The organism is Roseibium limicola (assembly GCF_017313085.1).
GTDB lineage: Bacteria > Pseudomonadota > Alphaproteobacteria > Rhizobiales > Stappiaceae > Roseibium > Roseibium limicola.
Genome location: NZ_JAFLNF010000001.1, coordinates 638,117 through 656,968 on the forward strand (window position 1 = coordinate 638,117; position 18,852 = coordinate 656,968).

Here is an 18,852-nt window from a genome sequence, read left to right on the forward strand (position 1 = left end):
CCCTCTTTTGGTTGGATAACTTTGGGTGGTTTGTGCTGCCTCAGGCTTTCTTCCTGCGCACCATGTCGGCATAGACCGCGAGAATGATGATCGCGCCGGTAACAACCGTCTGCCACTCCTGAGCAACTGACAGCACGCGCAAACCATTGGTCAGAACTGCCATGATCAGGGCGCCGATAATCGTGCCGAGTACGCTGCCCCGCCCACCCGACAACGACGTTCCGCCGATCACCACCGCAGCGATGGCTTCCAGCTCATAGCCAAGCCCAAGGGCCGGCTGAGCCGAATTCAAACGCGAGGCAATGAGCAATCCGGCAATGCCGCAGATAGCCCCAGCCAGCGCATAAACCGCCATTTTCCAGCGATCCGTATTGACGCCGGACAAACGAACGGCTTCCTCGTTGGAGCCCAGCGCGAAGGTGTATCGACCAAGGACCGTACGCCCCAGAACGTAAGAGGCAGCCAGCGCAACCAGGAAAAGGATCAAGACGCCATTGGGGATTGGCAACATCGGAAGTACATCGCCGATCAGCGACCCACGGGAAATCTGATCAAAACCGGGTGTATCGTTGAAGTAGATCGGCCGGGTGCCGGAAATCACCAGCGACAATCCCTTGAGGATCAGCATCATGCCGAGCGTCGCAATGAACGGCGGGATCTTCATCTTCGCAATGAAAGTCCCCGAGCACAGTCCGCACAGCGCACCAGTCCCGATGGCGGCGATAATGCCGATCGGCAAGGGCATGCCGAAATTTGTCAGAACGATGCCGGTAATCACCGCACAAAAGGTCATCAGCGTTCCAACAGACAGGTCGATCCCGCCGGTGATGATGACCAATGTCGCAGCGACCGCCAGCACGCCGTTGACCGACGTCGCCTGCAGAATGGCGATCATGTTGGAAGTCTGCATGAAGTTCGGCGAGGCGATCGAGAAGCCGATCAGCAACAGGATCAGACTGGCGAAGGCCAGCAGTTTCTGGTGCGCTCCAGTGTTCACCATCCGGGCAAGAAACGATGGTGTGGAAGTCGTGTTGGCCAGGCTCATGCGGGTTCTCCCTCAGGCTGCATTACCGGCGCGCGCAGGGTTGCCAGATGCATGATCTCTTCTTGTGTAGTCTCGTCGCCGCCCGGCAGAATGCCGGTCAGGCGCCCCTCGCACATGACGGCAATCCGATGGCTCAGCCGCATGACCTCCGGCAACTCGGAGGAAATGACGATGATGGCCCGCCCTTCTGAGGCCAGCTTCTTCATCAGCTTGTAAATCTCGGATTTCGCACCGACATCGATGCCACGTGTAGGCTCATCGAAAATCAGAATGTCGCAATCGCGGTAAAGCCATTTGGCAATAACCACCTTCTGCTGATTGCCGCCCGACAGCAGACGGACTTCCTGAGTATCGGAGGGCGTCCGGATGCCCAGCTTGTCGATATACTCGACAGCCGTGACCCGCATTGCTTCGTCGTCCAGAACGCCCGCCTTGCTGGCAAACCTGTCCAGGCTGGCCAAGGCAACATTGTTGCGAACGTCCATGCCGGTTGCCAATCCGAAGTGCTTCCTGTCTTCCGAAAGGTAGCCGATACCGGCTTTAACGGCATCTGATGGCGACGAGATCGAACACAGCTGGCCGCGGACGCGAATGTCTCCGCTGTCTTTTGGATCAGCCCCGAATATGGCACGCGCAACCTCGGTCCGCCCGGCCCCCATCAAGCCGGCGAATCCGAGGATTTCGCCTTTTTTGATGGAGAAACTGACATCGCGGATCTCACGACCACGATTCAGGTCCTTGACGTCCAGGAGAACATCGGCGTCCGAGAGATCCGGAATGACAACGGCTTCACTGATGACTTCACGACCCACCATCATCGAGATGATCTTGGAAACCGGCGTATCGGAGGCTGCGACAGTTCCCACATAAGCGCCATCGCGCATGACCGTGACGCGATCTGAAATCTGCTTCAGCTCATCCATCTTGTGGCTGATGTAGATGACGCCCACGCCATCCGCCTTAAGTCGGCGAATGATGGCAAACAATTCGGCGATTTCCGCATCATTCAGAGCGGCGGTCGGCTCATCCATGATCAGGATGCGCGATTTATAAGAGAGCGCCTTGGCGATCTCGACCATCTGCTGCTTGGCAATCGTCAGCTCCCCGACAACCGTCTTCGGGTCGAGGGCGAGGTTCATCGATGCAAAGATCTCCTGCGCCTGACGGTTCAGAGCAGCTTCATCCAGGCGACCGAAGCTCAACCGTGGCTCACGTCCGATAAAGATATTCTGCGCCACCGTCAGATCATTCATCAGGCTGAGTTCCTGATGAATGATGCCGACACCGAGATCCTGAGCCGCACGCGGGCCGCCCAGCTCCACAGCTTGACCATTGATCGCCAGCTCTCCGCCATCCTTTGGATAGATGCCAGAAAGAACCTTCATCAGTGTCGACTTGCCCGCGCCGTTTTCTCCCATCAGCGCGTGAACTTCGCCGGATTTCAGATCGAAGCTGACATTCTTCAGTGCATGAACACCGGGGAACCGCTTCTCGATCCCCGTCATACGGACCAGATCTGTCATGAATGCAGTCCTCCCAAACCGCCGGCGGTTTCCCGCCTAGATGGTTACGCCTCCATCCACCAAAAGGGCTTGTCCGGAGACAAAGCGGCTCTCATCGCTGAGCAGATAGACCACCATCGGTGTCATATCGTCGACAGTGGCAAGACGCCCCATCGGCTGGCGCGCAATGAACTGCTTCTCAGCCGCTACCGGATCTGCCGCTGAGGCGATCCGGCCGCGCAGGGAAGGCGTATCCACCGTACCGGGACAGAGTGAATTGCACCGCAAGCCCTTGGCAACAAAGTCTGCCGCCACGCCCTTTGTCAGCCCGATGACCGCAGCCTTGGACGTGCCGTAGGCGGTGCGCATCGGAAAGCCTTTGAGCGATGATGCCATCGACGCCATGTTGAGAATGGAACATGTGCCCGTCGCCTCGGCCCGCCGCAGCATTCCCGGCAAAAACGCCTGGGTCATGCGGAACATCGAGGTGACATTCAGGTCCATGCTGAAGGCCCAGTCGTCTTCCGAGATATCCAGAACCGTTCCATTGTGAACGAAGCCTGCACAGTTGAAGAGACCGTCGAGATCCGGCAACTCTGATGCCAGCGCATCAATGGCAGACCGGTCCCGAACATCGAGCTTACGAACCTCAATGCCGGCTTGCTCTCCGGGCAAGGTCGCCAGTGTCTCTTCATTGATGTCCACCGCAATGACCTTCGCCCCTTCCCGAGCGCAGGCTATCGCGCTTGCTCGGCCAATACCTTGACCGGCAGCGGACACCAGGATGGTTTTTCCTCCCAAACGCACCAAATTCACTCCCCGTTGCCGCCATATATGAAGCGGCATTTCCTGAACTGACTAACTTTACATAACCGCGCCGATTTGCCACGGCACGAATTCCACCCCGCCAAACCCGAGATCTTCGCTCTTGGATGGCGCGCCCGAGGCAACAGCTATAATCTTCTCGAAAATCTCTGCGCCCTTGTCTTCCAGGCTTACGCCTTCAGAAATGATGTCACCACAGTTGATGTCCATGTCCTCCGACATGCGGCCGTACATCTCGCTGTTGGTTGCCAGCTTGATACAGGGTGTCGGCATGTAGCCTGACACCGAACCGCGACCCGTAGTGAAAACGATGATGTTTGCCCCGGACGCAATCTGCCCCGTCACGGAACAAGGATCGAAGCCCGGACTGTCCATAAAGACGAAGCCATGCTTGTCGACAGGCTCGGCAAACTTGTAGACATCGACCAGCGGCGCCGACCCTCCTTTGGCAGCCGCTCCCAGCGACTTCTCGAGAATGGTCGTCAGACCGCCACGCTTGTTTCCCGGCGACGGATTGTTGTCCATCTCGCCGCCATTGCGCGCTGTGTAGTCCTCCCACCAGCGCACACGGTCAATTAGCTTCTCCCCCACGTCGACCGAGACCGCACGGCGGGTCAACAAATGCTCGGCGCCATAGATTTCCGAGGTCTCGGACAGAATTGTCGTACCGCCGTGGCGCACCAGCATATCGGAGGCAACTCCAAGCGCCGGGTTGGCCGTGATCCCGGAGTAGCCATCCGACCCCCCGCACTGCATGCCGACCATGATATGAGAGATTGGCGCCGGGCTGCGGGTTGCCTTGTTGGCGATTTCTGCCAACTCGCGGATTTCCTTGAGACCGGCTTCGATGGTCTTGCGGGTACCACCGGTCTGCTGAATGGTCATGTAGCGCAGGTCGCCGCCCGGACGGATCTTGCGATCCCCGACCAGATCGGCAATTTGCATCACCTCACACCCCAGCCCGATCAGCAGGATAGCCGCGAAATTCGGATGCTGCGCATAGCCGGAGAGCGTCCGGAACAACGTCGCATAGCCTTCGTCCTTGCCCGACATACCGCAGCCTGTGCCATGCACGATGGGCACGATGCCGTCGACGTTCGGAAATTCCTTGAGCAACCCGGATTTCTCGGCCGCCTCGGCGACAAACTTCGCCACGGATCCGGAGCAATTCACCGAGGTCAGAATGCCGATGTAATTCCGGGTCCCGACCTTGCCGGTCGGACGCACATATCCCTGGAAGGTGCGCTCTGTCTCTGCAGGCACAATCGGCACATAGGCTTCCGCATGACCATAGTCCTGCGAATGCTCACCCATACCCAGGTTCTGCACATGCACATGCTCGCCTGGCTCAATGTCTCGCTTGGCCTGACCAATGATCTGGCCATAGCGAATGACCTGCTCTCCGGCTGCAATAGCGCGACGGGCAATCTTGTGACCTCTGCCAACTTGTCCCAGAACCGGCTGCTCCACATGTGCAACCTTGGCGCCTGCATCGATGTCCTGCAGTGCGATCACCACATTGTCGTCCGCATGCAACAGGATCGAATTTGACTGAAGTTTCAGCACGAAATCACTCCCTCCCTGGCCACGATGTGCAGCCGCCTCGCTTTAACGACTAGCTTGACATCAACAGCATGTCAACTAACATGTTAGTATTCAATTTAGAGAAAACAATGCCACAATCAGACGTTCCTTCCCCGCAGGAAAAACTGAATCAAGCCGCCCCCAGAATGCCTTTGCTGGATATCAGCAAGCAATCAGGCTCGCTTGCCCAAAGGGTTTATGAGTCCCTGCGGGGGGCAATCGTGGCCATGGAGCTGCCCCCAGGCACGATGCTGCGCAAGCAGATCATCTGCGAACAACTGGGCGTTTCCCGCTCGCCGGTGACGGAAGCAATCACGCGTCTTGCCAGTGAGGGGCTGGTGGAAGTCGTGCCGCAGTCAGGTTCGCGCGTCACTCGGTTTTCCATGTCGGATATCCGTGAGGGCGCATTTCTGCGTGAGGCCGTCGAATTGGCTGCTGTCGCCAAGGTTGCCGCCGAGCGTACCGAAGAACAGCTGGGGGAGCTGACCCGAAACCTGCGGCTGCAGGCGCTCTATCTGGAAGACGGTGACGCCGACGGTTTTTACCGCGAAGACGAACGGATGCACGAACTCATCCTGTCCTTCACCGGCTTTCCGAAGATCCAGACTCTGGCCGACACCGGCTGGATTCAGGTAAACCGCGCACGCCAGCTATTGCTACCTTTGGAAGACCGGGCAGACGGCGCTTTCGAAGAACACAAACCAATCATTGCGGCCATCCAGGCGAAAGATCCGATTGCAGCCCGCAAAGCCATGCAAAAACACCTCAACCGACTGGTTGAGCGTCTGGAACCGCTCGTCGTTCAAAGGCCGGACCTGTTCGAGTGACCCCATCGGGGCACTAGCAGCAAAGAAAAGCCGACATATGCAGAGGGAGGAAACGCATATGACAGAGCTTGCCCTACGCCTGCTCAACAACCGCACCAGCCGGGATGTTCGGCTCACTGAAATGGGCTTTGGAGGGGCCCCGCTTGGGAATCTCTATCGAAAGGTCGAAGAGGAGGATGCCCAGGCCGCGCTGCAAGCCGCTTATGATGCTGGCATCCGCTACTTCGATACCGCCCCGCAATATGGTCTGGGACGATCAGAAGAGCGTTTTGGTACAGCCATTCGGCGCTTCGGCCGCGACAATATCGAACTTTCGACCAAGATCGGCCGACTGCTGCTGGACTGTGAGCCCGACGAGGTCACACCTGAAGCCTTTGTCGATGTTCCCCAGAAACGCATTGTCTTCGATTACAGCTACGATGGCGTAATGCGCTCTTACGAGGCCAGCCGAGAGCGGCTTGGTGTAAGACGCGCCGATATTCTCCTTATTCATGACGTCTGCGCCTTTTCTCAAGGCTCGCAGGAGGCCAGCGACGCCAAGGTCCGCGAACTCTTTGACAAGGGCGGCTACCGAGCTCTCAGCGAGTTACGCGAAGCCGGTGAAATCGCGGCCATCGGTGCGGGCGTCAACGAGTGGCAGGTCTGTCAGCGTTTGCTGGAAATGGCCGACTTCGATTGCTTCCTACTCGCAGGCCGTTACACCCTGCTGGAACAGGACGCGCTGGAAACCTTTCTGCCGCTCTGTGAAAAGCGGGATGTCGGCATCATCCTGGGCGGGCCTTACAATTCGGGCATCCTGGCGACAGGTGCCGTGGAAGGGGCCAAATACAATTACGCCGATGCGCCACCTGAAATTCTGGACCGCGTCCGCAAGATCGAAAACGTCTGCATCGATCATCAGGTTCGCTTGATTGCTGCTGCCTTGCAATTCGTGCTCGGCCATCCAAGCATCAAAACCGTCATCCCTGGCGCGGTCAATGCGGCTCAGGTGACAGCTAATCTTCAGTTGCTACACACGCCAATCCCGGCAGCCTTCTGGCGAGACCTACGCGCCAGCGACCTGATTCACCCGGATGCGCCATTGCCCGAGGAGCACGCCTGATGCTGCGTGGCTTGAACCCACTTCTGTCTCCTGACCTGCTCCACACACTGGCTGCAATGGGCCACGGCGACGAGATCGTCATTGCTGACGCCAACTTCCCCGGCACAAGCAATGCCAAGCGATTAATCCGCCTGGATGGCATCAGCGCGACTGACACCCTCGAAGCCGTGTTGCAGGTCATGCCGCTGGACACCTTCGTTGCGGACCCGGCCCTGACCATGCAGGTCGTCGGCAACCCGGACGAGGTTCCGCCTGTTGTCGACAAATTCCAGTGGCTGATTGAAACCACTGCCGACACCCCTTCGCCGATCCAAACGCTTGAGCGACATGCTTTTTATGAGCGCGCACGCGATGCCTTTGCCATCGTTCAGACGGGCGAAACCCGCCTCTACGGCAACATCATCCTGAAGAAAGGGGTGATCGCGCCATGACTGCAACGTCCGCCAACGACCTCAGGATCGATGCACACCAGCATTTCTGGCAGGTTGCCCGGGGGGATTATGGCTGGCTGACACCGGCTCTCGGTCACCTCTATGCCGACTATGTCCCCGAAGATCTTGCCCCGATGCTGAAAAAACACGGCATTACAGGCACGGTTCTCGTGCAAGCGGCCCCCACCGAGGCAGAAACGACTTTCATGCTCTCGCTTGCTGATAAGCTGGACTTCATCAAGGGAGTGGTCGGCTGGACGGACTTGGAGGCGGAAGATGCGTCCGCTCGCATTGCCCGGATGGCCCGCCACCCGAAGCTCGTTGGCCTTCGTCCCATGATTCAAGACATTGCCGACGACCGGTGGATGCTGTCACCCAAGCTGGATCCGGCTTTCCAGGCAATGATTGAGCATGACCTCACGTTCGATGCTCTCACTCTCCCGCGGCACCTGCAGCATCTGCTAAGCGTGCTGCGAAGTCACGCCACCCTGACAACCGTCATCGATCACGGCTCCAAACCGGAGATCGCCAACGGGAATTTCAATGGATGGGCAAAGGATATGAAGGCTCTCGCCGAAGAAACAAGCGCCTTCTGCAAACTCTCCGGACTGGTGACTGAGGCGGCGCGCAATTGGAAACGCGACGATCTCACACCCTATGTCGACCACCTGCTGGCGTGCTTCGGCCCCAGCCGATTGATCTGGGGCAGCGACTGGCCGGTCTGCACCTTGGCAGCAAGCTATGACCAATGGATCGAGACAACCGATTGGCTGCTCCGGGATCTTTCCCAAGCCGACAAGGACAAGATCCTCGGAGCCAATGCCCTGAGGGCATACCGGTTAAGTTAAATAGAAGAGCCCAGCGAGGCTCCTCGCCGAACTTTTGTCATGCCGGTGCAGTGGATGACCTAATCAATGTCTTTCGTTGCTCACCGATCCCGGATAAAGCCCATCGGCTTTTCCGGGATGACAATCGATGGTCTTCGGTAGAGACGCCACCAAAGAAGTAGCCCTCCCCCGTCATCCTCGCGTAGTCGGGGATCCAGACTTTTGCCCGCACGAAGACTAGATCCTCGGGACAGGCCCGAGGATGACGAAGGATAAGGGGGAAAGGCGACGTGGCATATGCCGCCCCGCCTCTCCAAACACCGCCTCCAACGTCATCCCGGCCAAGCACAGCGCAGAGCCGGGGTCGGTGAGCCGAGAGCCTATCGCCTCTCCCTCAGCGCTTACATGAAATTACGTTTCACCCGTTTTTCAAAGGTTTTCTGGAAGATCTGCTTGCCGTCCTCGAAAGCCTTCAAGGTGGCAGAAATGACCCATTCGTCCCTGGTACAGGTCATGACGGAGGTGGTCTTCGTCCCCACGTCCCAACCATTACGGGCGTTGCGTGTTTCCCAGGTGCACTCGCCCCGCAGGGACAGTGGGTCGGTCGGATCGATGGACCAGCACTCTTCCCGTACTTCCGACGTCCTCAAACCATTGCCCGGATGTTCTTCCAGACCAGTATCTTCGGAAATCCGATAATGCGTCAGACCGGAGGTCATGTCCTTTTCAACCCAGCGCCTGGTCTTGCCATCGCTGTGCATCGGATAAGACGGCAACGGATCCGGATTGTCCGGCTCCTTCACTTCGATCCGCTCATGCACGCCAAGCAGCGGCAGGCTGAGGCGGAGCGAGGCCGTGTCGATGGTCACACCCGGTGCCTCGGGCGACGGCATGATCAGCGGCCAGCTGGCTGTGGCGAGCGCGATGCGAATGCGATGACCCGGCTGGAAGCGATATCCGAAGGCGTCCAGCTGCATCTTGACGGCAACGGTTTCTCCCTGCGGCAAGGCCGACGGCGTGGCATTGCTTTCCCGGTGCGCCAGGTTCAGAACGCCGTAGGAGGCGCGGGTCGAGGTGCCATCGGGATGCACATCGACGATGCGCACGACCAGGTTCTCCCAATCCGCCTCACACGACAGATCCAGGGACAGCTCAGGGGCACCAAGGAACACGGCTTCGTCGCTCAATGGCGCAGTTTCGAACACCAGCGCCCCGGCGTCATCCTGACGCTGATCGCCGGCCATTTCGGCATCCGGCTTCAGTGTGAACCACTCGCCTGATGCCGTCCCGCAATCCAGCGGCGTCTTGACGAAGACCGACCCGATGCCAGCCGCATCGCCGTCAGACGTCAGCTTGCCCTTCGCATTGACCGCAAAGACCTGCGTTTCCGGTTTGGACCATTCCTGCTTGGCGACCCAGAACCCCGGATCGGATTCCCGACGCAGGGCCGGACGAGGCCCGTCAAGGATGTAGGCGCGCATCTGCGGAATGTGTTCAGCGCCATTTTCTTCATCCCGCAGCCAGCGGTTCCACCAGGTGATGGCCTCACCGTGGAAATCGGCACGCGGCTTGGGGAAAGCAAAATGCGGGTATTTGTGCACCCAGGGACCGACAAGCGCCTTGGCCTTTTTCGGCATGCCCTCGATGGCCTTCAGCGGCGTGTTGCGATAGCCGTCGGCCCATCCTGCGATGACCATAGCTTCTGCCGGGAAACTGTCGAAATCCTCGCAGATGGAGCCATGCGCCCAGAAAGCATCGCGCGTCTGGTGGTCAATCCACTCTTCCATGAAGAAGGGCTCGCCTTCCAGGCGTTCCATCCACATGTCCTTCCACTTGTCACCGACAAGGGCCTTGTCCGGCGTGCGGGATGAATAGGCCAGCATGGTCGCTGCCCAGGACAGTTGCGCATACAGATGGCAACCGTTCTTGTAGTGAATGTCGTCGTTGTAGCGGTCGACGGTCGAGGCGATTGAAATCACTGCTTTCAACGGTTCAGGCTTGAGAGCTGCCACCTGAAGGCAGTTGAACCCGCCCCAGGAAATGCCCATCATGCCGACCTTGCCGTTGGACCAGGATTGCGCCGCGATCCAATCGATGACTTCAACAGCGTCCGACAATTCGCGCGGGGTATATTCGCCGTCGATCACACCATCGGACTCACCCGAACCACGGATGTCAACGCGCACACCGGCAATGCCGGCTGCGGCAAATACCGGATAGGTGCTTTCATCACGCGGGTCCGTGCCACCGCGCTTGCGATACGGCAGAAACTCCAGAACCGTCGGCACCTTGTCGGCTTCTGCACCCTCGGGCATCCAGATGCGGGTGGCCAGACGCGTGCCGTCTTTCAGCGTGATATATGTCTCTTCCGAAACGGTGAAGGCGCGATTGGACATGAAAGGTCCTTGGGGTTCGTGTGTCGTTTTGAAAGGATGCCTTCTGCGGGCACCCCCTGATTTTGGGTAAGGAAACTCAGTTGCCGCCGGCTGACATCTTACGGCTGGCCAGAACCTCTTCCAGCCATCCCAGACGCATTTCCGGAACTGACTTGAGAAGCAGGTCGGTGTAATCATCAAACGGCGGAGACAGCACCTCAGACTTGGGACCGAACCGCACCAGCTCGCCCTGGAACATCACCGCGACGCTGTCGGCGATGGCCCGCACGATGGCGATGTCATGGGTAATGAAGACATAGGCCAGATCCTTTTGCTTCTGCAGATCCAGCAAAAGCTTCAGGATGCCGTCGGCCACCAGAGGATCGAGCGCGGATGTCGGCTCGTCGCAGATGATGACCTCGGGACCAGCTGCCAACGCACGGGCGATTGCCACGCGCTGCTTCTGGCCACCCGACAACTCCGCCGGATAGCGGTCATGAAACCCGGAGCCCATCTCGATCTGATCCAGCAGTTCCTGAACCCGCTTCTTGCGGGCGGATCCACGCAGGCCTTCGTAAAACGTCAAAGGACGGCCAATGATATTGCCTACCGTCTGGCGCGGGTTCATCGCCGTGTCGGCCATCTGATAGATCAGCTGCAGCTTGCGAAGCTGGTCCCGGGACCGTTGCTTCAACGCCGGAGGAAGCACCTCCCCGCCAAGAGAGACAGAACCGGCAGACGGCGGTAGCAGACCTGTCGCCACGCGCGCCATTGTCGACTTTCCAGAGCCCGATTCCCCGACGATCGCCAGCGTCTGACCTTTCGGCACATGCAAGGAGACATCGCTCAGCACCTTCACGCCGCCGGAATAGGCAGCATCAATGCCCGCCATCTCAAAAAAGTGTTCGGACTGGTCCTGCTTTTCCTCGTGACGGATGGAGCGCACATTGACCAGCGCCCGCGTGTAGTCCTCGCGCGGCGCCTCGATCACTTGGGCGACCGATCCGTGTTCAACGGTCTTGCCGCTTTTCAGCACCATGATGTCGTCGGAGATCTGCGCCACAACCGCCAGGTCATGGGTGATATAGAGCGCTGCGGTATCGGTCTCTTCGATGGCATGTTTGATCGCTGCCAGCACATCGATCTGAGTGGTCACGTCAAGCGCCGTCGTCGGCTCGTCAAAGACGATCAGATCCGGATTGGAGCACAATGCCATGGCGGTCATCGCCCGCTGCAACTGCCCGCCGGAAACCTGATGCGGATAGCGCTTGCCGAAAGTCTTTGGCTCAGGAAGCCCAAGAACGTCAAAAAGATGGTCTGCCCTTCGGCGTGCGTCCTCGCGGCTCATCAGCCCATGACGGACAGTGGCTTCGATCACCTGATCGCCAAGCTTGTGTGCCGGGTTGAAGGAGGCTGCAGCCGATTGCGACACATAGCAAACCCGGGCACCCCGGACCTTGCGAATGCCGGACTTCGACAGGGACAACAGATCTTCGCCGTTCAGTTCCACCTTGCCGCCGGTGATTTCCACACCGCCCCTGCCATAGGCCAAAGCTGCAAGCCCGATGGTCGACTTGCCCGCACCGGACTCGCCGATCAAACCGAGAACCTTGCCCTTTTCGAGCGTGAAATTCACCTCTTCGACGATGGTCACGCGTTGCGGATCCTCGCCCGGAGGGTAAACCGTCGCTTCGATTTTCAGGCCGGATACTTTGAGAAGATCAGGCATCGCCACGCCCTCCCTTAAGGCTGGAGGTTCGCTTCAGCAGCCAGTCCACGACCAGATTCACGCAGATGGTCAGGAAGGCAATAGCCCCTCCCGGCACCAGAGCTGCGGCCACGCCGAAGATGATGCCGTCCTTGTTGTCCTTGACCATGCCACCCCAGTCCGCATCCGGCGGCTGAATGCCCAGCCCGAGAAACGACAGGGTCGACAGAAACAGGATGGCGAAGGCAAAGCGCAGGCCGAATTCTGCCAGAAGCGGTGACAGCGTGTTGGGCAGGATTTCGCGGAAGATGATCCAGGGCGTTCCTTCGCCACGCAGTCGGGCTGCCTCGACGAAATCCATCACGGCGACGTCCAGCGCGACTGCACGCCCCAGGCGGAAGACGCGCGTGCTGTCGAGCACCGCCATCACCAGGATCAGCGTCGTCAGGGTCTGTGGCAGGGCCGCCAGCACCACCAGCGCAAAGATCAGCGTCGGGATCGACATCATCAGATCGTTGAGACGCGAAAGCCCGGTATCAACCCAGCCGCGTGTCGTTGCCGCGATGAAGGACAGGATGATCCCCAGCGCAAACGATAGAACGGTGGAGGCCAGCGAGACGAAGACGGTCGTCTGAGCACCGAAGATCAGGCGGGAGAGAATATCACGGCCCAAGTTGTCGAGACCGAAGGGATAGGCGCTGCTGGCCGGAGCCCAGACATCGCCAACGACTTCTGTCTCCCCATAGGGCGCAATCCACGGCGCAAACAGCGCGCAGAAGAGTGTCAGGACGATCCCGAAGATGCCGACCCACGCGGTGAGAGGAATTTCATTTAATCTCATCGTGGGTGCCTCAAGCGCGGATTGGCAAGGATGGCGAGAATGTCGGCCGTCATGTTCAGCCCGATGTAGATCGCCGCGAAGATCAGCCCGCAGGCCTGCACCACCGGCAGATCACGCACGGTCACGGCATCGACCATGTACTGGCCCATGCCCGGATAGACGAAGACCACTTCGACCACCACGACCCCGACAATGAGATAGGCCAGATTAAGCGCCACCACATTGATGATCGGCGCCAGAGCGTTGGGGGCGGCATGCTTGATGATCGCACGCAAGGCGCCAAGGCCCTTGAGCTCTGCCGTCTCCATGTAGGCCGAGGACATCACCTGTATGATAGCAGCCCGCGTCATGCGCATCATGTGCGCCAGCACCACCAGAACCAAGGTTGCAACCGGCAAGACAATGGCGTTCAACCGGTCAAGTAAGCTCATGCTGTCATAGACTGTGGACGGAAACACAGCCGCGCCATAAGTCACGACAAAGATCAGGATCAGCAGGTAGCCGACGAAGAACTCTGGCAGGGAAACTGCCGCGAGCGACAGGATGTTGATCAGTTTATCCGGCAACTTGTTGCGAAACCGCACGGCAAGCAACCCCAGCCCAACGGCCAGGGGCACCGCAACGATGGCTGCAAAAAAGGCAAGAAACAAAGAATTGCCAAGACGCTTCCCGATCTGCTCTCCGACCGATTGACCACTCGCCCAGGAGTTTCCGAAATCACCGGTCATCGCCCCACCGAGCCAGTCGACATAACGGGTGACGATGGACTGGTCCAAGCCGAGTTCGGAGCGAATCCTGGCGACAGCTTCAGGCGTCGCCGACTGGCCAAGGTAGGTGCTGGCAAAGTCGCCGGGCAGCGCTTCAATGCCGCCGAAGATCATGACCGACACGGCAAACAGCAGCAGCAGCGACAGCAGCAGGCGCTCGAGGATCCTGCTTGCTAGCGGAAAGCGGGCAGAAAACCGCCGGATCCCGGCAAAAGATGTTGTCTCTGGAGTGGTCATTTGTGACCCTTGTCCTTTTTTTGATTGGAGACCGTGGCGTACCACGGTCTCTATTTTCACATGACCTGCTGTTTCTGCAGATCAGAGCGCTAGGTTCAGGCGTCCAGCCATACACGGCTTGCAATGTAGCCGTTGGAGATGTCGTTACCGATGTCGTGGACGTAGCCCTTCAGCGACTTGGAGCCGGCGTTCAGATAGTCGTTGAAGACCGGCAGGATGAGCCCGCCTTCATCGCGAACGATAACGGCCATATCCTGGTAGATCGCCTTGCGCTTGGCATCGTCCAGCTCGGCCCGCGCGGTCAGCAGCATCTTGTCGAAGTCATCCCGCTTGAAGCGGGTGTCGTTCCAGTCGGCACTCGACAGGTAGGATGTTGCATAGCGGAGATCCTGGGTCGGCCGGCCGCCCCAATAGGACGCACAGAACGGCTTCACATTCCAGACGTTGGACCAGTAGCCATCGGCTGGCTCGCGCTTCACATCGATCTCAATACCGGCTTTCTTGGCGCTCTCCTGGAAGAGGACAGCTGCATCAACAGCACCCGGGAAAGCTGCATCGGAGGTGCGCAGCAGAACCGAACCGTCATGGCCGGACTTCTTGAAGTGGAAGGCCGCCTTGTCAGGATCATAGGCGCGCTGTTCGATGCCTTCCGGCGCCAGCGCATAGTTCGAGTTGACCGGATAGTCGTTGCCCAGAGTGCCGTAGCCGCCAACGACACGGTCGAGAATGGCTTGACGGTCGATGGCATATTTCAACGCCAGACGCAGATCGTTGTTGTCGAACGGCGCGGTGTCGCAATGCATCAGGAAGGAATAGAAGCCCTTGCCCGAGGTCTGCAGGATCTGGACGGTCGGCGCACGCTCCAGCAGTTTCACCGTCTTCGGCTCAACGAAGTTGATGTAATGCACCTGACCGGACGACAGCGCCGCGATGCGAGCTGTGTTGTCGTTCATGACGATGATTTCGACGCTGTCGACGTGACCGCGGTCATCGCGCCAATCGTTTTCGTTCTTCGTGAATGTGCTGCGGACGCCAGCTTCAAAGTTGTCCAACTTGTAAGGGCCGGTGCCGATAGCCGTATTCGGCGCATCGATGCCGCCATTCGGCTGCACCACCAGGTGATAGTCGGTCAGAAGCAGCGGAAGATCCGCATTGCCCTGATCCAGCGTGATGACGAGATCGCCGGCCTTTTCCTCAATGCCGGTGATGGACTTCAACAGGCCCAGTGCACCAGACTTGGAGGCTTCATCCGAGTGACGCTTCAAGGTGGCAACCGCATCGGCAACGGTCATTTTGGATCCGTCGTGGAAGACGACATCCTTGCGAATCTTGAAGGTCCATACCGATGCATCATCGGAGGCCGTCCAGCTCTCGGCCAGACCCGGCAGCGGATCGCCGGTCAACGGATCGGACTCGACCAGTGTATCGCCCCAGCAATGGTTGACGACAAACATCACCGAACCGGACGCCAGAGCCGGATCCAGAGCATCAGTGGCCGCGCCACCCTTCAGACCCAGTTTCAGATTACCGCCGGTTTTTGGTGTATCGGCGAGCGCGTCTTCCGGCATAAACAGACCTGAAGCCGTCACAGCAAAACCAGCAGCTGCGGTTGATGCCAGGAAATTGCGGCGGCTAAGGCCATTCTGGAGAGGGGGGCGGTTTGTCATGTATCGTTTGTCCTTAGTTCTGGTGAAGCCAGAGGCGGGCGAGCGGTCTTAAGCCTGAACAGGATGTCCGCTCGTGCATTGCTCCACCGAAAATCGCGAGGAGCAGAATGCGATTTTCGTGAATTTCGGTCCTGAAACGGGCCTGATGGCCTAAAGGGGTACCCAGCCGGCTGAGGAAAACAACTTCGCGAGTTTAAACGCTATTACGCGCCTTTACGCGCCCCTCCGGGTCAGCTAGGCTTGCCAGCATGCTGCTTCCTGCCCTCGCCCAGAACCTCAAAACAGCCTGTGCCCAACGTCGTTCAATCTCTGAAGTGTGTCGCGACATTGGCCTCAATCGCCAGCAATTTAATCGCTATGTGAACGGCAAGGCGACTCCGTCGCCATACAACATGCAGCGCATTGCCGATTACTTCGGGCTGGCGCCTGACGACTTCCATCTCCTCCCGGGACAATTCCTGCAAAAGCTGGCTTCTCCGCCAGAATCCGCCCCGCCGTCCGCCGGCCTTCTCAGCGATGGATTTCCAGGCGAGCTTGCGCCGCTCCGCCGCCATCTCGGGTTTTACCAGACCTATCATCTGTCCCTCTCCTGGCCGGGCAAGGTTGTCTGTTCCTGTGCGCAGATGTCGGAGGTCGCAGGTTCTGTCCATGTGAAAAGCATTGAGCGCATTAGGGACCGACAAGCCGAGATCAGCCAGTTCTCGAAATACATTGGTCTCGCCGCCTATTGGCGCGGAAAAATTTTCGTCGTGGAGCGCACCGTCGGCGAGTTTCCGCTGATTGCGCAGACAATTCTCTCCCCCTTTGCCGAACATCAGAAAACCTATCTGAAAGGCATCACGGTCGGCGTTTCATGGCGTCAGAACAACATGCCCTATGCCTCCAGAATGATCTGGCGCTACGTCGGTGCCAACCCGGACTTGCGAGCCCTTCTAGGACGTTGCGACATGCTGGACCCTCGATCCCGACGCCTCCCTCCAATGGTAAGAAACTATCTGCAGGAAGACGGAACGTTCGGCGGCCCCTTGGCTGCAGGCTGAGCATCTCGAAGCTGCAATCGATTGACATTCTTTTGAAAAGACAAGCAAAGATAAGAACTTGATTTCGTCGCGCAGGAAACTTCGACCTTCATGTCTGATCCAATGGCCCAGTCCACCCATCAAATTTCCAGGCCGACACTTGATCTCTCACGCCCGATTGATCTGGTCATTTTCGATTGCGACGGCGTGCTGATCGACAGCGAGATCATCAGTGCCCGTGTATTGTTGAAGGCGCTTGCCGAGCTTGGCGTCGAGGTCGATTACAGCTACTTCAAGCGAAATTTCCTGGGGCGGAGCTTTCCGAAAGTACTGGACGCGGTCCAAAGAGACTTCGGCCTCAAGGTACCCGAGGGCTTCGAGCAGCTTTATCGAACGAAACTACTGGCAACGTTTGATCGAGAACTCCAACCCGTGACCGGGATTGAAAGCATTCTGGAAAAGCTCAGTGTCCCAAAATGCGTTGCCACCAGCAGCACGCCCATGCGTGCCGCCCACTCGCTGACGATCACCGGCCTTCGACACCACTTCCCGGACCGAATCTTCACGGCTTCCGAGGTCGTAAATGGCAAGCCGGCTCCAGACCTGTTTCTGCACGCCGCACAGCGCTGCGGGATCTCTCCGGAGAATTGTCTGGTGATCGAAGATAGCATTCCCGGCCTCACCGCAGCCCAGGCAGCAGAGATGCAAGTTCTTCATTTTATTGGCGGAAGTCATCTTGATGAGACCGATGCCCTGGCCGCCGACCTAAAACAGCCCGTGCCATTTTTTGACACATGGACAAAGTTTTTTGATATGGCCCCAGTCTTGGAAAACAAGAACACTCCTGATTGAGGCGCACCCTATGGCGGCAAAGCAAGACCTTGAGACCAGCCGTTTGGACGACGCTGCCCGCGCCGGCTGGCTCTACTATGTCGCCGGTAACACCCAGGATGAAATCGCCCGCAAGCTTGGCGTGTCCCGTCAATCCGCTCAGCGTCTTGTGTCGCTTGCCGTCAGTGAAAGATTGATCAAGGTCCGGCTCGATCACCCGATCGCCCACTGCATGGAACTGGCACAGGCACTTCAGGCAACCTACGGCCTGCGCACCTGCGACGTCGTGCCGAGCGATCCGGCGGATCCATACTCCATGGTTGGTCTTGCACAGACGGCCGCTGCCGAAATAGAGCGCCACCTCAAGTCTGATACGCCGAAGATCATCACCCTGGGTACAGGCCGCGCCCTGCGGGCCACAGTCGACCAGCTCCCCATCATGAACTGCCCGCAGCACAAGATCGTCTCGCTGCTCGGCAACATGATGTCAGATGGTTCGGCCTCCGCCTACAACGTGGTCATCCGCCTGGCCGACCGGATCAATGCGCGCCACTACCCAATGCCTCTTCCGGTTTTCGCCGGATCGAGAGACGAGCGCACTCTGCTGCATGACCAGCCGCCGGTGCGCAATATCCTCGATCTGACGCGACAGGCTGACGCGGCCTTCGTCGGAGTTGGCAACATCGGCGACACTGCTCCGCTGTTCGTCGACGGGTTTATCAGCGAAACCGAAATGAGGGATCTCCAGGCCGTTGGCGCCACGGGGGAGATCACCAGCTGGGTCTACAACGAGGCCGGCGAAGTCATTGAAGGCCTCACCAACGACCGGGTGGCCAGCGCTCCTCTGCTGGCGGACAGCCCGCGGCCGATCACTGGAATTGCCTCCGGGGAACAGAAAATCCCGGCCATACGCGCTGCCTTGCGCGGCAAGCTGATCAACGGCCTCATTACCAATGAAGCGACCGCCGAACGGCTCCTGCCCTGACAGGAACCGCCCGGTGAGGCGGCTGATTTTCGTGCACGAAATAATCTTATGCCAACTTTTGCATCGCAGCATTTCTGAGTGCAGTAGCGGCAATAGACTGGATTCCGTCTTACAAACGGTATCAGCCGGCAAAATTGCGCGATTCAGTTGTCGGTTAAGTAACTGAAATACAGTCATTTATTGCGCTGCAATAACGAATTATGCTGGAGTCACCTCTCCCCCTTCTTGACGCCCCGCGCCAGTTTTGTGAATATTTGCCCGCTCACGTAGCAAATGCTC

At 58.5% G+C, this 18,852-nt stretch carries 16 protein-coding genes; 7 read left to right on the forward strand and 9 right to left on the reverse strand.

The genetic code is table 11. The features are described from left to right. Positions 1–40: 40 nt before the first annotated feature. The 4 genes from J0X15_RS02800 to J0X15_RS02815 are packed head-to-tail and all read right to left on the reverse strand — an operon-like array spanning position 41 to position 4,938. Entirely contained in the window at positions 41–1,045 is a 1,005-nt protein-coding gene (locus J0X15_RS02800; RefSeq protein WP_206938032.1) for an ABC transporter permease, read from the reverse strand. After that, complete coding sequence (locus tag J0X15_RS02805; RefSeq protein WP_206938033.1) at positions 1,042–2,568, reverse strand: sugar ABC transporter ATP-binding protein; 1,527 nt, start codon at positions 2,566–2,568, stop codon at positions 1,042–1,044. The genes J0X15_RS02800 and J0X15_RS02805 overlap by 4 nt, the downstream gene beginning before the upstream one ends. 36 nt (positions 2,569–2,604) lie before the next feature. Next, positions 2,605–3,354, reverse strand: a complete 750-nt coding sequence (locus J0X15_RS02810; protein ID WP_408015311.1) for an SDR family oxidoreductase — start codon at positions 3,352–3,354, stop codon at positions 2,605–2,607. A 57-nt stretch (positions 3,355–3,411) separates the two neighbouring features. Continuing rightward, entirely contained in the window at positions 3,412–4,938 is a 1,527-nt protein-coding gene (locus tag J0X15_RS02815) for a UxaA family hydrolase (RefSeq protein ID WP_206938035.1), read from the reverse strand. Positions 4,939–5,102: 164 nt separating this feature from the next. Between J0X15_RS02815 and J0X15_RS02820 the strand changes: the two genes are divergently transcribed. The 4 genes from J0X15_RS02820 to J0X15_RS02835 are packed head-to-tail and all read left to right on the forward strand — an operon-like array spanning position 5,103 to position 8,164. After that, positions 5,103–5,783 carry a GntR family transcriptional regulator gene (locus J0X15_RS02820; protein ID WP_206938036.1) on the forward strand — a complete coding sequence of 227 codons (681 nt, stop codon included), beginning with the start codon at positions 5,103–5,105 and terminating at the stop codon, positions 5,781–5,783. A gap of 58 nt (positions 5,784–5,841) precedes the next feature. Then, on the forward strand, positions 5,842–6,885 hold the full coding sequence (locus tag J0X15_RS02825; protein WP_206938038.1) for an aldo/keto reductase: 1,044 nt from the start codon (positions 5,842–5,844) through the stop codon (positions 6,883–6,885). After that, the gene (locus J0X15_RS02830) at positions 6,885–7,316 is read left to right on the forward strand and encodes an RbsD/FucU family protein (RefSeq protein ID WP_206938039.1); all 432 of its coding nucleotides are present in this window, start codon (positions 6,885–6,887) and stop codon (positions 7,314–7,316) included. The genes J0X15_RS02825 and J0X15_RS02830 overlap by 1 nt, the downstream gene beginning before the upstream one ends. Continuing rightward, the gene (locus J0X15_RS02835; protein ID WP_206938040.1) at positions 7,313–8,164 is read left to right on the forward strand and encodes an amidohydrolase family protein; all 852 of its coding nucleotides are present in this window, start codon (positions 7,313–7,315) and stop codon (positions 8,162–8,164) included. Before J0X15_RS02830 ends, J0X15_RS02835 begins: the two co-directional genes overlap by 4 nt. A 380-nt stretch (positions 8,165–8,544) precedes the next feature. Here J0X15_RS02835 and J0X15_RS02840 read toward each other — a convergent pair whose 3' ends face one another. The 5 genes from J0X15_RS02840 to J0X15_RS02860 all read right to left on the reverse strand — a co-directional run bounded on the left by J0X15_RS02840 (position 8,545) and on the right by J0X15_RS02860 (position 15,738). After that, complete coding sequence (locus tag J0X15_RS02840; RefSeq protein WP_206938041.1) at positions 8,545–10,539, reverse strand: CocE/NonD family hydrolase; 1,995 nt, start codon at positions 10,537–10,539, stop codon at positions 8,545–8,547. A 76-nt stretch (positions 10,540–10,615) separates the two neighbouring features. Next, positions 10,616–12,247: an ABC transporter ATP-binding protein gene (locus tag J0X15_RS02845; RefSeq protein ID WP_206938042.1), complete on the reverse strand. Its 1,632-nt coding sequence runs from the start codon at positions 12,245–12,247 to the stop codon at positions 10,616–10,618. Next, positions 12,240–13,067: an ABC transporter permease gene (locus tag J0X15_RS02850; protein WP_206938043.1), complete on the reverse strand. Its 828-nt coding sequence runs from the start codon at positions 13,065–13,067 to the stop codon at positions 12,240–12,242. Before J0X15_RS02850 ends, J0X15_RS02845 begins: the two co-directional genes overlap by 8 nt. Then, the gene (locus J0X15_RS02855) at positions 13,064–14,071 is read right to left on the reverse strand and encodes an ABC transporter permease (protein WP_206938044.1); all 1,008 of its coding nucleotides are present in this window, start codon (positions 14,069–14,071) and stop codon (positions 13,064–13,066) included. The genes J0X15_RS02850 and J0X15_RS02855 overlap by 4 nt, the downstream gene beginning before the upstream one ends. Positions 14,072–14,166: 95 nt before the next feature. Then, complete coding sequence (locus tag J0X15_RS02860; RefSeq protein WP_206938045.1) at positions 14,167–15,738, reverse strand: ABC transporter substrate-binding protein; 1,572 nt, start codon at positions 15,736–15,738, stop codon at positions 14,167–14,169. 248 nt (positions 15,739–15,986) lie between these two features. On the opposite strand from J0X15_RS02860, the gene J0X15_RS02865 reads away from it, so the two are divergent. The 3 genes from J0X15_RS02865 to J0X15_RS02875 all read left to right on the forward strand — a co-directional run bounded on the left by J0X15_RS02865 (position 15,987) and on the right by J0X15_RS02875 (position 18,573). Next, positions 15,987–16,778 (forward strand): helix-turn-helix domain-containing protein, encoded by a 792-nt coding sequence (locus J0X15_RS02865; protein ID WP_206938047.1) that lies wholly within the window; start codon positions 15,987–15,989, stop codon positions 16,776–16,778. A 102-nt stretch (positions 16,779–16,880) separates the two neighbouring features. Next, a complete protein-coding gene (locus J0X15_RS02870; protein WP_206938297.1) occupies positions 16,881–17,609 on the forward strand; it encodes an HAD family hydrolase in 729 nt (242 codons plus the stop codon). Positions 17,610–17,619: 10 nt separating this feature from the next. After that, complete coding sequence (locus J0X15_RS02875) at positions 17,620–18,573, forward strand: sugar-binding transcriptional regulator (RefSeq protein ID WP_206938049.1); 954 nt, start codon at positions 17,620–17,622, stop codon at positions 18,571–18,573. The last annotated feature ends 279 nt before the right edge of the window (positions 18,574–18,852 follow it).

What these genes read in the sequence shown, in the direction of transcription:
- J0X15_RS02800 (WP_206938032.1), bottom strand. Translation starts at nt 1,045, where the DNA reads ATGAGCCTGGCCAACACGACTTCCACACCATCGTTTCTTGCCCGGATG.
- J0X15_RS02805 (WP_206938033.1), bottom strand. Translation starts at nt 2,568, where the DNA reads ATGACAGATCTGGTCCGTATGACGGGGATCGAGAAGCGGTTCCCCGGT.
- J0X15_RS02820 (WP_206938036.1), top strand. Translation starts at nt 5,103, where the DNA reads ATGCCTTTGCTGGATATCAGCAAGCAATCAGGCTCGCTTGCCCAAAGG.
- J0X15_RS02825 (WP_206938038.1), top strand. Translation starts at nt 5,842, where the DNA reads ATGACAGAGCTTGCCCTACGCCTGCTCAACAACCGCACCAGCCGGGAT.
- J0X15_RS02830 (WP_206938039.1), top strand. Translation starts at nt 6,885, where the DNA reads ATGCTGCGTGGCTTGAACCCACTTCTGTCTCCTGACCTGCTCCACACA.
- J0X15_RS02835 (WP_206938040.1), top strand. Translation starts at nt 7,313, where the DNA reads ATGACTGCAACGTCCGCCAACGACCTCAGGATCGATGCACACCAGCAT.
- J0X15_RS02840 (WP_206938041.1), bottom strand. Translation starts at nt 10,539, where the DNA reads ATGTCCAATCGCGCCTTCACCGTTTCGGAAGAGACATATATCACGCTG.
- J0X15_RS02845 (WP_206938042.1), bottom strand. Translation starts at nt 12,247, where the DNA reads ATGCCTGATCTTCTCAAAGTATCCGGCCTGAAAATCGAAGCGACGGTT.
- J0X15_RS02850 (WP_206938043.1), bottom strand. Translation starts at nt 13,067, where the DNA reads ATGAGATTAAATGAAATTCCTCTCACCGCGTGGGTCGGCATCTTCGGG.
- J0X15_RS02855 (WP_206938044.1), bottom strand. Translation starts at nt 14,071, where the DNA reads ATGACCACTCCAGAGACAACATCTTTTGCCGGGATCCGGCGGTTTTCT.
- J0X15_RS02860 (WP_206938045.1), bottom strand. Translation starts at nt 15,738, where the DNA reads ATGACAAACCGCCCCCCTCTCCAGAATGGCCTTAGCCGCCGCAATTTC.
- J0X15_RS02865 (WP_206938047.1), top strand. Translation starts at nt 15,987, where the DNA reads ATGCTGCTTCCTGCCCTCGCCCAGAACCTCAAAACAGCCTGTGCCCAA.
- J0X15_RS02870 (WP_206938297.1), top strand. Translation starts at nt 16,881, where the DNA reads ATGGCCCAGTCCACCCATCAAATTTCCAGGCCGACACTTGATCTCTCA.
- J0X15_RS02875 (WP_206938049.1), top strand. Translation starts at nt 17,620, where the DNA reads ATGGCGGCAAAGCAAGACCTTGAGACCAGCCGTTTGGACGACGCTGCC.